Source organism: Chryseobacterium sp. MMS23-Vi53, from assembly GCF_047651245.1.
Lineage (GTDB): Bacteria > Bacteroidota > Bacteroidia > Flavobacteriales > Weeksellaceae > Chryseobacterium.
Map to the genome: position 1 here is coordinate 670,243 of NZ_CP180265.1, position 15,626 is coordinate 685,868.

The 15,626-nt window shown below is 33.9% G+C and carries 13 protein-coding genes; 6 read left to right on the plus strand and 7 right to left on the minus strand.

Annotated features, from left to right (window positions below):
• Nucleotides 1–98 precede the first annotated feature (98 nt).
• Entirely contained in the window at nucleotides 99–245 is a 147-nt protein-coding gene (locus tag ACKX2A_RS03160) for a bacteriocin (protein ID WP_415327583.1), read from the plus strand.
• A gap of 82 nt (nucleotides 246–327) precedes the next feature.
• On the opposite strand, the gene ychF is transcribed toward ACKX2A_RS03160, so the two are convergent.
• Together ychF and ACKX2A_RS03170 are read right to left on the minus strand one after the other, a co-directional pair.
• The gene (ychF, locus tag ACKX2A_RS03165) at nucleotides 328–1,419 is read right to left on the minus strand and encodes a redox-regulated ATPase YchF (protein WP_415327584.1); all 1,092 of its coding nucleotides are present in this window, start codon (nucleotides 1,417–1,419) and stop codon (nucleotides 328–330) included.
• 230 nt (nucleotides 1,420–1,649) lie between these two features.
• A complete protein-coding gene (locus ACKX2A_RS03170) occupies nucleotides 1,650–2,201 on the minus strand; it encodes a ferritin (RefSeq protein ID WP_415327585.1) in 552 nt (183 codons plus the stop codon).
• 201 nt (nucleotides 2,202–2,402) lie between these two features.
• Here ACKX2A_RS03170 and ACKX2A_RS03175 point away from each other — a divergent pair, with 201 nt between their 5' ends.
• A complete protein-coding gene (locus tag ACKX2A_RS03175; RefSeq protein ID WP_415327586.1) occupies nucleotides 2,403–2,576 on the plus strand; it encodes a bacteriocin-like protein in 174 nt (57 codons plus the stop codon).
• A gap of 156 nt (nucleotides 2,577–2,732) precedes the next feature.
• Here ACKX2A_RS03175 and ACKX2A_RS03180 read toward each other — a convergent pair whose 3' ends face one another.
• From ACKX2A_RS03180 to ACKX2A_RS03190, 3 genes are all read right to left on the minus strand, one after another.
• Nucleotides 2,733–4,340 carry a glycoside hydrolase family 10 protein gene (locus ACKX2A_RS03180; protein ID WP_415327587.1) on the minus strand — a complete coding sequence of 536 codons (1,608 nt, stop codon included), beginning with the start codon at nucleotides 4,338–4,340 and terminating at the stop codon, nucleotides 2,733–2,735.
• Between the two features lie 347 nt (nucleotides 4,341–4,687).
• Nucleotides 4,688–6,496 (minus strand): translational GTPase TypA, encoded by a 1,809-nt coding sequence (gene typA, locus ACKX2A_RS03185; protein WP_415327588.1) that lies wholly within the window; start codon nucleotides 6,494–6,496, stop codon nucleotides 4,688–4,690.
• Between the two features lie 214 nt (nucleotides 6,497–6,710).
• A complete protein-coding gene (locus ACKX2A_RS03190) occupies nucleotides 6,711–7,259 on the minus strand; it encodes a type 1 glutamine amidotransferase domain-containing protein (protein WP_415327589.1) in 549 nt (182 codons plus the stop codon).
• Between the two features lie 194 nt (nucleotides 7,260–7,453).
• Between ACKX2A_RS03190 and ACKX2A_RS03195 the strand changes: the two genes are divergently transcribed.
• Nucleotides 7,454–8,971, plus strand: coding sequence for a right-handed parallel beta-helix repeat-containing protein (locus tag ACKX2A_RS03195; RefSeq protein ID WP_415327590.1), 1,518 nt, complete (start codon nucleotides 7,454–7,456; stop codon nucleotides 8,969–8,971).
• A gap of 42 nt (nucleotides 8,972–9,013) precedes the next feature.
• Here ACKX2A_RS03195 and ACKX2A_RS03200 read toward each other — a convergent pair whose 3' ends face one another.
• Nucleotides 9,014–9,274, minus strand: a complete 261-nt coding sequence (locus ACKX2A_RS03200) for a DUF1294 domain-containing protein (protein ID WP_415327591.1) — start codon at nucleotides 9,272–9,274, stop codon at nucleotides 9,014–9,016.
• 56 nt (nucleotides 9,275–9,330) lie between these two features.
• Here ACKX2A_RS03200 and ACKX2A_RS03205 point away from each other — a divergent pair, with 56 nt between their 5' ends.
• Entirely contained in the window at nucleotides 9,331–9,687 is a 357-nt protein-coding gene (locus ACKX2A_RS03205; protein WP_415327592.1) for a hypothetical protein, read from the plus strand.
• 56 nt (nucleotides 9,688–9,743) lie between these two features.
• Here ACKX2A_RS03205 and ACKX2A_RS03210 read toward each other — a convergent pair whose 3' ends face one another.
• Nucleotides 9,744–10,424 (minus strand): YceI family protein, encoded by a 681-nt coding sequence (locus ACKX2A_RS03210; protein WP_415327593.1) that lies wholly within the window; start codon nucleotides 10,422–10,424, stop codon nucleotides 9,744–9,746.
• A gap of 293 nt (nucleotides 10,425–10,717) precedes the next feature.
• Here ACKX2A_RS03210 and ACKX2A_RS03215 point away from each other — a divergent pair, with 293 nt between their 5' ends.
• The gene (locus ACKX2A_RS03215) at nucleotides 10,718–13,123 is read left to right on the plus strand and encodes a hypothetical protein (protein WP_415327594.1); all 2,406 of its coding nucleotides are present in this window, start codon (nucleotides 10,718–10,720) and stop codon (nucleotides 13,121–13,123) included.
• A gap of 300 nt (nucleotides 13,124–13,423) precedes the next feature.
• Nucleotides 13,424–15,547, plus strand: a complete 2,124-nt coding sequence (locus tag ACKX2A_RS03220; RefSeq protein WP_415327595.1) for a Tex family protein — start codon at nucleotides 13,424–13,426, stop codon at nucleotides 15,545–15,547.
• Nucleotides 15,548–15,626: the final 79 nt, after the last annotated feature.

Genomic DNA, 15,626 nt, shown 5'->3' on the forward strand with positions numbered 1-15,626 from the left:
AGCAGTAAACTGTAAAGCTTAAATTTGTCATCAAAAAGTGATTTACTATTAATATTTTCCTTATCTTAGTGTTACTAACTCACTAAAAATCAATAATAATGAAAAATTTAAAAAAACTGAACAAAAAAGAGTTACGCTCAGTTATGGGCGGTAAAGAACAATGTATTGATCCAATGACCGGACAGTGCAAAAAATTTGGAATCGGATGTGCCGAACTTCAGTGTCAACTGCTTCCATTTGATTAAATAATAAATTTTAAATAACGCAAAAAGCGCTCCCAAAATATATCGGGAGCGCTTTTCAATTATAACTAACTTTAATATTTTCTTATACGTTGAATCTAAAGTGCATGATGTCGCCATCCTTCACGATATATTCTTTACCTTCTACAGAAAGTTTTCCTGCTTCTTTGATTTTCACCTCAGAACCATATGTCATATAATCATCAAACTTGATAACTTCCGCACGGATAAAACCTTTTTCGAAGTCTGTGTGAATTACACCTGCAGCTTGAGGAGCAGTCCAACCTTGTCCGATAGTCCAGGCTCTAACTTCCTTTACACCCGCTGTAAAATACGTTTGAAGCTTCAACAGATCATAGGCTTTTCTAATCAAACGGTTCACTCCAGGTTCTGTAAGACCAAGTTCTTCAAGGAAAATCTCTCTTTCTTCATAAGTTTCCAGTTCATTGATATCAGCTTCGATTTGAGCAGCTAAAACCACAACTTCTGCGCCTTCATTTTTAGCCATTTCTTCAATCTTACCAATCCAGTCGTTTCCGTTTTTAATTGAATTTTCATCAACATTACAAACGTAAAGAACTGGTTTATTTGTTAACAATTGAACTTCACCAATAATCGATTTTGTGAAATCATCAGTTGCAAATTCTCTTGCATTTTTCCCGTCTTCTAAGAATTTTTGAAGATTTTGAAGCGTTTCGTACGTCAAAATATCTTCTTTCTTTCCGGATTTGATGAATTTTTTTGCCTTTTCAACTGCTTTTCCAACAGTTTCCAAATCTTTTAACTGAAGTTCGATATCGATAATTTCTTTATCTCTTAAAGGATCAACCGAACCTTCAACGTGAACGATATTTCCGTTATCAAAACATCTTAAAACATGGATAATCGCCTCACACTCACGGATATTTGCCAAGAACTGGTTTCCAAGACCTTCTCCTTTGCTCGCTCCTTTCACAAGACCAGCAATATCTACGATCTCAACAACAGCAGGTAAAACTCTCTCTGGTTTTACTAATTTTTCCAATTCAAACAATCTGTGATCCGGTACAGAAACTGTTCCCAAGTTCGGTTCGATTGTACAGAAAGGATAGTTTGCTGACTGAGCTTTTGCGTTACTCAGACAGTTAAAAAGAGTTGATTTACCTACGTTTGGTAAGCCTACGATTCCACATTTCATAACGAAATTTTTATTTTATTTATAATGTTATGTAACCTTTCGGTTTCATATTGTAAATTCTAAATTTATTTTAATATTCAGGTTTAAAGTAAATTCAATTTAATTTTTTTGAATTAAAAACCTTGAACTTTCAGCGTGCAAAGATAGTGAATTTAAAGGGAGTTTCATAATAAAAAAATCTGCCAAATTTTGACAGATTTTAAAATAATTTTTGTTTCACCAAATGGTTTTTAAGGATTCGCACCAGTAGCGTCCTGCGCCAACGGAACGTCGTTTGGTGCTTCCTGTAATGCTTTATCTAGAGTAAATAGAGACTCGTCTGTAGCTCGATCGCCACCGGCAATTTTTAATTTGTCGATTAGGTTTTGCGCTAAAGTTTCTTCTTCAATCTGCTCTTGTACAAACCACTGCATGAAATTCCAAGTTGCCCAGTCTTTTTCTTCCAAAGCCTGATCTACAAGTCGATAAATTGATGTTGTATTGTCTACTTCATGTTTAAAAACACCGTCGAAGCAAGCAGATAAAGATTCCGGATCTTGTGGTGGAGCAGGAATCGCATCAACTTTCGGTTTTCCTCCTCTATTGAGAACGTATTCCATGAATTTTATTGAGTGATTTCTTTCCTCCTGCGCATGTCTGTAAAGGAAATTTGCAATTCCCTGATATCCTTTGTCATCTGCCCAAATTCCGTACGAAAGGAAAACGTGAGAAGCATGAATTTCTTTGTTCATTTGATTACTTAATGCGTTTTCCATTGCCTCGGAAAGTCTTTTAGTATTCATAATAAAATATTTTTTGTGTGGTTATACAATTAGTTATACAAAAATGATTCCGAGGAAGTACTTATTTTCATAAAAACTAGCAACCGCACTTTATAATTCATTGATTTACTTTAATTTAAATTAATAATTTATAGTTATTCTAAAATAAAAACTAAAAATTTTATATTTTAGAATTGAATTAACCAAACAAAAATTATTACCATGAGAAATCTAAAAAAACTAGAAAGAAATGAGCTTAAGACCATTTCAGGAGGTGCATTATTGGATCCTGTATGCAAACTTCTTTGTTCACTTGCAGATTCCGGAATTTTGAATTTGACTGATATTCAAACGTTTTTATGTCCGGATTTGGATTGTTTTAACTTGCAGAAATAGATTTACAAATTTCACAACAAACGAAAAACCAGCTCTTTGAACTGGTTTTTATTTTTTATAATTATTTATTTTTAAACCACCCCGTCAAAATTTTTTTGAATCTTTGCACCCTTTTAGAGGATAGGAATTTCGGTTAAGTTTAAAAATCTTGGTAAATTATTTCACTTTTTTAGCTAAATAATCACTTTCATTTCCGAGTCTGTCAATCGCTTTTATTGCGATAGCTTCCAATTTTTTTCCATCTTTAAATTTAAGAATGTCTTTTGAAAGTTGATCCAACGTTAAAATTTCCATTTCCCAAACTCCGTTGTATTGAGTAAATAAAACCCATTGGAAAACTTCTTTTAAATTTTTACTGCTCCAACTTGTCTGAACAAAACTTCCGTTATCATTAGCAAACAAAGTCGGTATTTGTAGCGGAACAGCTTTTAGCCAAGGTGTTTTTGGCACCAAAGCTTTTTCTTTGTAAGGTCCGCTTTTCAATGTTGGAAGCATGTTTGAATTTTTCGTTAAACCCGCAATACTCCAATGAATTTCACCGGCATCTTTTCCTAAAACCTGTCTCGAAATTTCAATCTGATTTTTAATCTCAGTCGGACGATCGGAAACTTTTATTTCAACTGTATTTAAGCCAGGCCAAAGATGGCGTTTCATTGTATTTTCGGATTCCCACCAGTTTAATAATGATTCAAAAGCCTGACCTTTAGAATCGATCGGCCAATATAATTGCGGGGAAAAATAGTCTACCCAGCCTTTATTTAACCATAATTTGGCATCGGCATATAATTCGTCGTACTGAGAAGAACCGACAATTCCTTCCGGATATCCGGGTTTCCAAATCCCAAACGGACTGATCCCAAATCTCACATAGTTTTTCTCAGCATGAATTTCCTTGTAAATTCTTTCTACAAATTTATTCACATTATCCCTTCTCCAGTCTGCTCTGGTCAATGTTCCGCCATTTCTCAGATATTCGTTCCAGGTTGCATTATCAGGAAAATCTGCACCTTTGTTGTAGGTTGCATAAGGATAAAAATAATCATCAAAATGAACTGCATCAATGTCATATCTTTTCACGATATCTTTCACGACATTAGAAACATGCCCCTGCGTTTTCGGATTTGCGGGATCAAACCAATACATTCCGTTTTTTAATCTTACGACAATATCCGAAAGTTTGTTCGCCATAGATAAACTATTTGGTGTTCCTCCGTTTGTGTGATGAGCACGGTAAGGATTTAACCAAACATGCAGTTCCAACCCTCTTTTATGCGCTTCGTCGATCCAAAACTGCAACGGATCGTAATTCGGATAAGGCGCCCTTCCTGTTTCACCTGTCAAAAAGTATGACCAAGGTTCGATATTACTTGTATACAAAGCATCTGCGGAAGGTCTTACTTGAAAAATTACCGCGTTGAAATTGTTATCTTTCAACATGTCCAACATGGAAATTGCTTCTGCTTTTTGTTGGTCAACTGTTAAATTATTTCTTGAAGGCCAGTTGATGTTTGCCACACTTGCGATCCATGCTCCACGAAATTCTCTTTTGATTTCAGGAAGATTGGTTCTGAAAACTTCTTCTGTTGGCGGAATTGCTGGTTTTGTGTTTGCAACAGGCGGTTTGGGAGTCGATATATTGTTATTCGGCTTTGTCGTATTTTTTGTTGGAGTTGTAGCTTTCACTGCGTTATTCTGAGTAGAACATGCTGTAAAAGATGCTAGAATTCCTGATAAAACGATTAGCTTTAGTGTATTCATTTTCATAGTCTACAAAACTACATTAAATTATTTTTTTTGATTTTAAAAATTACGATAATAAAATGAATTATTTAATTGATATTGTTTTAAATTATAAATATTTTAACGCAAAGTGCGCAAAGGTTTTTTTGACTACTAATTGTTTTTAAGTTCGCAAAGGCGTTTCACTTAAATAAGCTCTCAAAGATATTCTTTATTAAATTTTGGCTAAAGCCAATTTAGATTCAAAATTGAAAGCGGACTAAAGTCCGCTCCTATTGAATACTAATTTACGTTTAGAAAATTTATGCCTAATCATTAAAACAAAAAAAGCCCCGAAAAATCGAGGCTTTAGTATATTTATAAGTTTTAGATTACGCTTTCGCAGATCTTTCCACTCTTTTTCTTTCTTCTTCAGAAAGTAATTTCTTTCTCATACGGATGAAGTTTGGAGTTACCTCGATTGCTTCGTCACCTTGGATATATTCCATGCATTCTTCAAGAGAGAATAAGATTTTTGGAGCAACACCTGTATCTTTATCTTTACCTGAAGCTCTCATGTTGTTCAACTGTTTTGCTTCAACGATATTTACAACTAAGTCACCCGGTTTGTTTTGCTCACCGATGATCATTCCTGCGTAAATTTCCTCACCCGGATCAACGAAGAACTTACCTCTATCCTGTAATTTAGCAATAGAATATTCAGTTGCAGGACCTTGAGTTTTGCTGATTAATACCCCATTGTTTCTTCCAGGAATAGCACCTTTGAAAGGCTTGTATTCTGTGAAACGGTGAGCCATAATAGCTTCACCTGCAGTAGCTGTCAACATCTGAGAACGCAATCCGATCAAACCTCTTGAAGGAATTTCGAATTCCATATGCTGCATTTCACCCTTAGTTTCCATAATGTGAAGATCTCCTTTTCTCTGAGTTGCCAAGTCGATTACTCTAGAAGCATATTCTTCAGGAACGTCTACAACCAAAGATTCATAAGGCTCTAATTTCTGACCATCTTCATCTTCTCTTAAGATAACCTGTGGCTGACCGATCGTCATTTCATACCCTTCTCTTCTCATTGTTTCAATAAGAACTGACAAGTGAAGAATACCTCTACCGAAAACTAGGAAAGTGTTTGCATCATCAGTTTGTTGAACTCTTAATGCTAAGTTTTTCTCTAATTCTTTTGTCAATCTTTCTTTCAGGTGATTAGAAGTCACATACTTACCATCCTTACCAAAGAAAGGTGAATTGTTGATAGAGAATGTCATGTTCAACGTAGGCTCATCAATAGCCGTTCTTTCCAATGGTTCAGGATTTTCAAGATCTACGAAAGAATCTCCGATCTGGAAAGCGTCGAAACCTACAACAGCACAGATATCACCTGCCTGTACTTCAGTTACTTTTTTCTTTCCTAAACCTTCGAAAACGTATAATTCTTTTACTTTTCCTTTCACAACTTTTCCATCTGCCTGAGCAAGACCGATCCACTGAGATTCTTTGATCTCACCTCTTGTTACTTTTCCGATCGCAATTCTTCCTAAGAAAGAAGAGAAATCTAGAGAAGTAATCTGCATCTGAAGGTTACCTTCAGTTACTTTCGGAGCTGGAACATATTCTAAAATACCATCCAACAATGGCATAATATTGTCAGTCTGCTCTAATGAAGTGTTGAACCATCCTTGTTTAGAAGAACCATAGAACGTTGGGAAATCCAATTGCTCTTCTGTAGCTTCTAAGTTGAAGAATAAATCAAACACCTGATCGTGAACCTCGTCCGGACGACAGTTTGGCTTATCTACTTTATTGATAACAACCAATGGTCTTAATCCTAATTCCAAAGCCTTCTGAAGTACGAATCTCGTTTGTGGCATTGGTCCTTCAAACGCATCCACCAACAAAATAACTCCGTCTGCCATTTTCAATACTCTTTCTACTTCTCCTCCAAAATCGGCGTGACCAGGTGTATCAATTACGTTAATTTTCGTGTCTTTATAAGTAACAGAAATATTCTTGGATAAGATCGTGATCCCTCTTTCTCTTTCAAGATCATTGTTATCCATAATTAACTCCCCACTCTCCTGATTTTCTCTGAAAATATTGGTAGCGTGGATGATCTTGTCAACCAAAGTAGTCTTACCGTGGTCAACGTGTGCGATAATCGCAATATTTCTAATGTTTTGCATATAAGATTTTTACGGGTGCAAAAATAGTGATTTTTAATGAAAAAATAAACAATAAGTTTAGTTAATTAACAAATTCATAATGAGAGATTTATTTAAAATAATCCTTAAATGTTGAATATTAAGCGATAAATCCTTCTTATTTTAAAAGCTAAAATCATTAAAAAAGGTTTAAATCTTTTGACTTAAACCCTTCATTATTTTATAAACTTAAAAATTACAAAGTTTGCTCTTCATGCTTTCCCTCTTTGATTTCTTCCACCATTTTGGCATTAAAAGCAGGCAAATCTTTCGGTGTTCTACTGGTAACCAACCCATTATCTACAACAACTTCACTATCTTCCCAATTGGCACCTGCGTTTTTTAGATCTTTACTAATTGAATTTACAGAAGTTAAATTTCGTCCTTCTACAACCTCTGCATTAATTAAAATCTGAGGTCCATGACAAATTGCAGCGACTGGTTTATGCTGTTGGAAAAAATCTTTAACAAAACTTAAAGCCTTTTCATTTGTTCTCAATTGATCAGGATTGATAACACCGCCTGGTAAAACCAAGGCATCATAATCTGAAGCGGATGCTTCATTCAAAGTCTTATCGACAGGATATTCTTTTCCCCAGTCTTTTTCTGCCCATGCTTTTATACTTCCAGATTCTGGACTGATGATGTGTGCAGTCCATCCTTGTTGCTCCAAATATTCTTTCGGTGATGCTAATTCGCTTTCCTCAAATCCGTGTGTTGCCAAAATGGCGATTTTTTTTGACATAATATTAATATTTTGGTGTTTGTAGGATGGTGAAGTGAAAATATGATGCCGATAAGAAAAATGTGGTATTTAAAATTCGTTAAAAATTTAAAATTAATAAATAAAAACACGTCAAGTTTTGACGCTTCAAGCCTGTATTTTTGGATTATAATTCTTGCAAGGTTATATTATTATTAACACTTTTAAATTACAAAATGACAAACAACTTAAATTTATTGACGATTTCGGAATTCATTATTACTCAGGACTCTACTTTAGATAGAGAGATAGTAACTTTAATTGATGATTTTACCGGAGAGCTTGTTAATTTCAAAAATGACAACACCATTCCAACCAATGGAAAGTATTTATATTTTACAAAATCAAATTCAGACAATAGTATCGCAAAATATCGGAGAATGATTACTGGTGATGTTTCGGTGAGAATTTCCGGTGCAGTTGGAGATGGAAATACTGATGATTATTCTAAAATTCAAAAACTTATTGATGAAATGGATGCTGGACATATACTAAGTTTAGATGAACGAAGATATATGCTTTATTCTCCATTGCAAATTAATAAAGCAATTAAAATAAAAGGATCTTCTACAATTGGCAATAAAGGATATAATAATATATTACCGTCTTATATTCTTACTTTAAACAATAATGGAATTATTATTAATTCATCTGGAGTCGTTTTAGATGGTTTTGCAATCGGAAGTGGAAATTCTTATGTGAATGAACCAAATACAAACATAGGTATAAAAGTAAATGGGACAAATATTACAGAAGGTGAACTTAGTAGTATTATTATAAGAGATATTTTTATAAATGGTTACGAAACTGGATTAGAAATTAGTTATATGTGGTCTTCTCAAATCCAATCTTTAAAAATATTAAATTGTAAAACAGGTATTTTAATTAATGGAAGATCAGTAAATAATGAAATTTCTAATAATACATCTATTTCTCTTGCCGATAATGTAAAAATTCCTAATAGTAAGGGAATTTGGTTTAATAACGATGGAATAGTAAAAGAAGGCTGGCGAATCATTGACACATTAATAAATAATTATTATGATGCTATATATGCAGAAAAAACATCACATGTAAACATTATGAATAGTATGATCGATTTTTGTCATCACATCGGCATTGTTTTATTAGATGATTGTTACAATTGGAATATTAACAGTAATTATATTGCTCTGGATGAACCTGGATATGGATTGTACTTAGCAAATAACACTGTAAATCCTTTAGCAGTTCGTGGAAATAAAATTGTTGATAATGATATTCTAAGTTACAACGGTGTCATTGATAATGAAATTTCCATTGGAATAAATATTGTCGGGGAAGGTTCTCTTTACGATGATGTAAGAGGAAATTCAGTTAAAAATTTTAAAGTTTACGATATTAAGGCTAATGAAGGATTGAAAACAACAATTAGCAATAACAAATGCTTGTCAGATGTTGAATTCAACATAATTAGTAATTTCATTACAAATGATAATTTAGGAATCGTATATTATCAAAATGTAAACGACTTTTTCAACTTGGGGAAAATAAAAGTAAGTTATGCAGCTTCCTATCCTACAACTTCTTCTTCCGAATGGAGACGCGGCGATATTATTTTAAATACAGAACCTTCTGTAACCAATCCAATTGGTTGGGTAAACACGACCGATGGAATCAATACATGGAAGCCTTTTGGTGTTATTAACAATTAAATTATCTTAAGACGAAGGCAGCCTTTTTTAAGGTTGTCTTTTTTATTTAAAATGCTTTTGAAAAAGCAAAATTAAAACAACCTGAAGCATCACAACAAATCCAAATTTTAACAAAAAAGATCCTTTAGAAATTTTATGTCTGAAAATAAGCATTCCTGCAATCGCCCCAGCAGTCCCGCCAATAAATGAAACACCCAATAAAGTATTTTCAGAAATTCTTCTCTGGTGTTTAATTGATTTTTTCTTATCTAATCCAAAAATTATAAAGCTGATAAGATTGATTAAAATTAATAAATAAAACATATGAACAAATCTAAAACAAGATTCAATAACTTTGCAAATTCAATAAATAAAAATCAATGACAGTACAGGATCTTGCGGGAAGTTATTCGGTTCAAGGCAGCAATCAGGAAGAAACTGACTATATTTCTTATCATGGAATATTAACGTTGTCTCTGGACGAAAACAATCGTATCATCGCCCAATGGATGATTGGCGATCATATTCAAAATGGAACAGGATTTTACAAAGATCAGATTTTAGTGATTAATTTTAATTACAAAGGTGATAATCAGGAAATTTATAAAGGAGTTGCTGTTTATCGTTGTCTTAATAAAGATATTTTGGATGGTTTTTGGTCTGAGAAACATGGAAATCCGTTGTATCTTGGAAGCGAATATTGTGTGAGAATTGAGAATTCAAAGGTTTTGAATTAAAACAAAAAAGCCACCCCAAAAAGAGGCAGCTTTAAGATTTTGTATCTAGCAATTAATTATTTTTTTGCCTTTACGTCAACAGAAATTTCGATGTCTTTGCTGATTGCCCACTCTGCAGGGTCTGTTTCAGACGTACCGAATTTTATTCCCCAATCTGCTCTGTTTACTGTAAATTTAGCTTGGATTGCAGCCGTGCCTTCAGCAACATCAACTTTTGCAGGGAAAGTTACGTTTACTGTTTTTCCGGATAATGTAAGGTTTCCGCTTACTGTTTTGTTTGCTCCAGCAATTGCGCCTTCTTTTGGTGCTTCAGCTAAATCTGTTACGCTTGTAATTTTGAATTCTGAAGTTGGATTTTTAGTTACATCAAAGAAATCCGGGCTTTTTAAGTGAGTTTCAAGATCAGCCGGTTTTTTATCTTTTTCAGTTACAGAAGCCGGATCTACTTTAATAGAAGCCATATCGATCACGAAATTTCCTGCCGTAAGCTGTCCGTTATCAACGCTTAAATCTCCTGATTTTACATTAAGAGTTCCCCAACGTGGAGCCATACCTCCTTTGTGAGTCGCTTTCCAGCTTACAACAGATGTTGCAATATCTACATTCAACACTTCACCTTTGCTTTCTGCAACCTTTTGCTCTGTAGCTGTTGCTGCACTGTCTGCAGATTTTTCTTTATTACAAGACGTCGCAAAAAGACCGATTGCAACCAATGCAATTACACTAAGTTTTTTCATATTATTAATTGTTAAAAAAGTTTATTAATTATAGCTAATATAACTGAAATTTTTAATAAATATTTTTACATCTAAAATTTCGGTAGTCCAAAAATAGAAAAAAACAATAGTCTACTAGCTTAACATAGATCAAGAAATGATCTTATTAAAAATACACTAAAACTTTAAACCTTTAATTATTTATCCTAGATAATTTAATAATATTTTAATAAACAAGAATTAAACTACAACCATATTAAGATTCTAAATATGTAATTTTAACACTTAATTCAAACACAAACAATTTCAGGTTTATGTCAAAAAATTTATTACCTTTATTATTGATTTTAAGTGCATTCGGTAATTTCCAAGCTCAGGATAAAGCTGAGAAAGCCATTGAAATATTTACCGATAAATATCCTCAGGAAAAAGTACATTTAATCTTCAATAAAAACAGTTACATCGCGGGTGAAAATCTTTGGTTTAAATCTTTTGTTTTTGATGGTTATAGCCCTTCAACAATTTCTACCTCGTTGTTTGTTGAGCTTTACGACAGCAACAAAACTCAGATCAGTAAAAAATTAATTCCTTTAATTCATGGAGAAGGCAGCGGAAGTTTTTCATTACCTGAAAATTTAAAAGAAGACATTTATTATATCAGAGCTTACACGACTTGGATGACCAATTTTAATGAAGACTTTCAAGCGCTAAGATCCATTACGGTTTATAATCCAAACTCTTCACAAAAACTTATCATTAATAATGAATCTAAATGGACAGCTTCTGTTTTTCCGGAAAGCGGAACTTTCGTTGATGGAATTAATACAAAATTTGCAGTTCGTTTACAATCAACAGGTATAACTCCAACCGATTGGAATGGTTATGTAATCGATACCGCAAAACCTGATGTAAAAATAATTTCATTCAAAGGCTTTGATCAAAATATCGGTTCTTTTTCATTGACTCCAAAAGTTGGAACAAAATATCAATTAATCGTTGACGATTCAAAAGGGAATAAACAGACCATCGATTTACCGAACGTTTCAAATTCAGGAATAAATCTTCAAGTTAAAAGCACAAATGAAGCCGTAAAATTTGCATTAAAATCGAAAAACATAGCTCCTGAAACTTTGTATAAAGTAATCGGAACAATTAGCAATCAATTGGTTTTTAAGGCAAAATCAAACAAAATTTTAGAACAAACTTATACGATTCCAACAGACAAATTAATCAATGGAGTTTTACAGCTTACTGTTTTTGATGAAAATGAAAACATTGTCGCTCAGAGACTTTGCTTTGTTCAACCTGAATTATTAAAAATCAAGAAACCATCTATTCAATCATTATCGTTGAACGAATCCCCAAGAGCTTCAAATTCTTTCGGACTTCCTCAAACTTCCGACGACAGGCCTTACACAGTTCTCGTTCTTGATGGAAAATCTGATAGTTCGGAAGATGAAAACAGTTTATTAAGCACGTTATGGCTTACCGGCGATATCACTTCTAAAATTTATAATCCGTCGCAATATTTTACAAAAAATCATAATTCTGAGGCTTTGGATGCCCTTTTAATCTCAGAAAAATGGAAAAGATTCGACTGGAAAACTATCATGGCTGGAGTTTTTCCGACGATCAGCAACAGACCGCAACCTTATATTTCTTACAAAGGAAAAGTCTCTATTCAAGGGAAACCAGCGCCTAATACGGAAATGAATTTGCTATTCGAAATCCCCAATCACGGCACAAGATTCTATCAGGTAAAAACCGATGCCAACGGATTTTTTGCTTTAAACGGATTGTTCTTTGAAGATGCCATTAAATTTTCATATCAATTAAATGATCCTAAAATTCCAAAAGAACAGGTTCAGGTTATTTTTCAGCCTAATTACGCTTTTGTTCCGTCTAAAAAGGATTTGCCGAAAAGCAATTATATTTTAACTCAACGTTCAAACGACGACAAGCCCACCGAACAAATTCAAAGATATATTGCAGATAAGAATGCCCAAAGCTCCATCAATGAAAAAGCAACATTAATCGAGGAAATTAAGTTAAAAGGTGAGAAAAAAGACCGAACAAAAGAATTAAACGAGAAACTAAGCAGTCCATTATTCAACAGTGCCAACGACATTATTTTCGATTTGGTGAACGATAATAATTCTGCGATGGGTTCTATGAACATTCTTCAATGGCTACAAGGACGAGTTGCCGGATTGACGATCGAATCTAGCATGGGAGATTTTGTTCCAAAATTGAGAGGAAGCACGATCAACATTTATCTCGACGAAATGAAAGTCGAACCTTCCATGGTTTCCTCTATTTCGACATCCGATATTGCAATGGTAAAAGTAATGAAAGGCTTTTTCGCAGGCGGTTTTGGCGGTGGCGGAGGAGGTGGAATCGCAATCTATACAAAACGCGGTGGAATTACGGGTTCAGCAAATAACTCTTCTGCTCCAACTAAACTAAAACAGATAACTCTGAATGGTTTCGACAAAGAAACTCCATTTGTAAGTCCGCTCTACGACGACGAAAATTTTAAAAATATTTCGCAGGATTTCCGTAATGTTCTCTATTGGAATCCTTATTTTCAGGTGCAACCCAAAGATTCTGCAAAAATTCAGTTCTTTAATAATGATGATGCCAAAGACTTCAGAATCATCATTATGGGGTACGATGAGAAGGAATATGTTCCGATTTATTATGATGAGATCGTGAAATAATTTTATTTTTAAAGAGCTTTTTCCCGCTTTCCGCTGTATCTTTTGTTCCGCTTCACTACACAAAAGGATGTCGCTGCAATCGGGGCTATGGCGGAAGTCATCATTTTAAACATTCGAAAAAATATTCACAAAGTTTGTCAGTCTGTAAAGGACCTAAAAACATAGTATTAGAAATAATTATGGGTAGATTCTCGTCTAGATGCTTTCAGCATGACAAATTTTACGCAAATAAATTTACTGAAGAAAAAATCAAAATTCTTTAATAAAAAAGTCAGTATTTTAGCCATTCAAAAATTTCGAATGAACACAGTTACGTACATCAAACAAACTCTCGATATATCCGAAAAAAGCATTAATGCAACGCTTCAATTATTAAGTGAAGACTGCACAATCCCTTTCATTTCCCGTTACAGAAAGGACAAAACCGGAAATCTGGACGAAACGCAAATCGAACAAATTTCAAAACTGAACAAACAATTCGAAGAAATCGTAAAGAGAAAAGAAACCATTTTAAAATCTGTTGAGGAACAAAACGCCTTAACTCCCGAATTCAAACAAAGAATTGAAGAAAGTTTTGATATTCAAGAGCTTGAAGATTTATATTTACCGTTCAAAAAAAGAAAGAAAACCAAAGCTGATGCTGCAAAAGAAAAAGGATTAGAACCTTTAGCGAAAATCATTATGAGTCAAAGAGCTCAGGATTTGCAGTTTTTAGCTTCAAAATATTTGAACGATCAAGTTTCCAATGAAGACGAAGCTCTACAAGGCGCACGAGACATCATGGCAGAATGGATCAATGAAAATATGTATGTGAGAAAAAATCTACGTCGATTATTTCAAAGAAAAGCTGTTATAACTTCAAAGGTTGTGAAGGCAAAAAAAGATGAAGAAGACGCACAGAAATTCTCTCAATATTTCGAATGGGAAGAAAGCCTGAACAGAACACCTTCTCACCGGCTTTTAGCCATGTTGAGAGCTGAAGCAGAAGGCTTTGTAAAAACAAGCGTGGATATCGATAAAGAAGAAGCGATTGATTTTATTGAAAATGCCATTATTAAATCAAACAACGAAACAGCAGAACAAATTTCATTAGCCATAAAAGACAGCTACAAACGATTACTTGAACCTGCAATTTCAAATGAAACTTTACAGGAAGCCAAAGAAAAAGCAGACAAAAAAGCAATTGAAATATTTTCGGAAAATTTAAGTCAGTTATTATTAGCTCCGCCTTTGGGAGAAAAAAGAATTTTGGCGATTGATCCGGGTTACAGAAGCGGTTGTAAAGTCGTTTGTCTGGATGAAAAAGGTGATTTATTACATAACGAAACGATCTATCCTCACGCTCCTCAAAACGAAAGCGGAATGGCAATGAAAAAAATCAGATCGATGGTAAATGCTTATAATATTGAAGCAATTTCCATCGGAAACGGAACCGCAAGTCGTGAAACCGAATTTTTCATAAAAAAAATTGCGTTTGATAAACCGTTGCAGGTTTTTGTGGTTTCAGAAGCGGGAGCATCGGTTTATTCAGCAAGTAAAATTGCGAGAGATGAATTCCCAAGTTATGATGTGACGGTTCGTGGAGCAGTTTCTATTGGAAGAAGATTGGCAGATCCTCTGGCTGAACTGGTGAAAATTGATGCCAAATCGATTGGAGTTGGTCAATATCAACACGATGTCGATCAAACTCAATTGAAAAATGAACTGGATTCTACCGTGATGAAATGCGTGAATTCTGTTGGAATTAATTTAAATACAGCGAGTAAATCTCTGTTAAGCTATGTTTCTGGAATCGGCGAAAAGATGGCAGAAAACATCGTAAATTACCGTGCCGAAAACGGAGCTTTTGAAGACAGAAAACAATTGAAAAAAGTTCCGAGATTAGGAGAAAAGGCTTTCCAACAGGCGGCTGCATTCATTAGAATTAATAATAGTAAAAATCCGTTAGATAATTCTGCGGTTCACCCTGAAGCATATGGAATTGTTGAAAAAATGGCAAAAGATTTAGGTATTAAAACCAATGAATTGATTGCTAATAAAGAAAAAATTGCTCAAATTAATCCGGAAAAATATATTACCGAAGATATTGGAATTTTAACGATCAAAGATATTTTAAAAGAACTTGAAAAGCCCGGATTAGATCCAAGAAAAGCAGCCAAAGTTTTCGAATTTGATCCTAACGTAAAAAAGATCACAGACTTAAAAATAGGAATGATTTTACCTGGAATCGTGAATAATATTACAGCTTTCGGATGTTTTGTGGATTTAGGAATTAAAGAAAGCGGATTGGTTCATATTTCTCAATTGAAAGACGGTTTTGTATCGGATGTGAATGAAGTTGTAAAGCTGCATCAACACGTTCAGGTGCGTGTAACTGAAGTGGATGAAGCAAGAAAAAGAATACAGTTGAGTATGATTTTGTAAGTTTTATACTTAACAAAATCAAACCTTCAAGGTTTTTGAAACCTTGAAGGTTTATTTTATTTTAACTTAAAAATTTCAT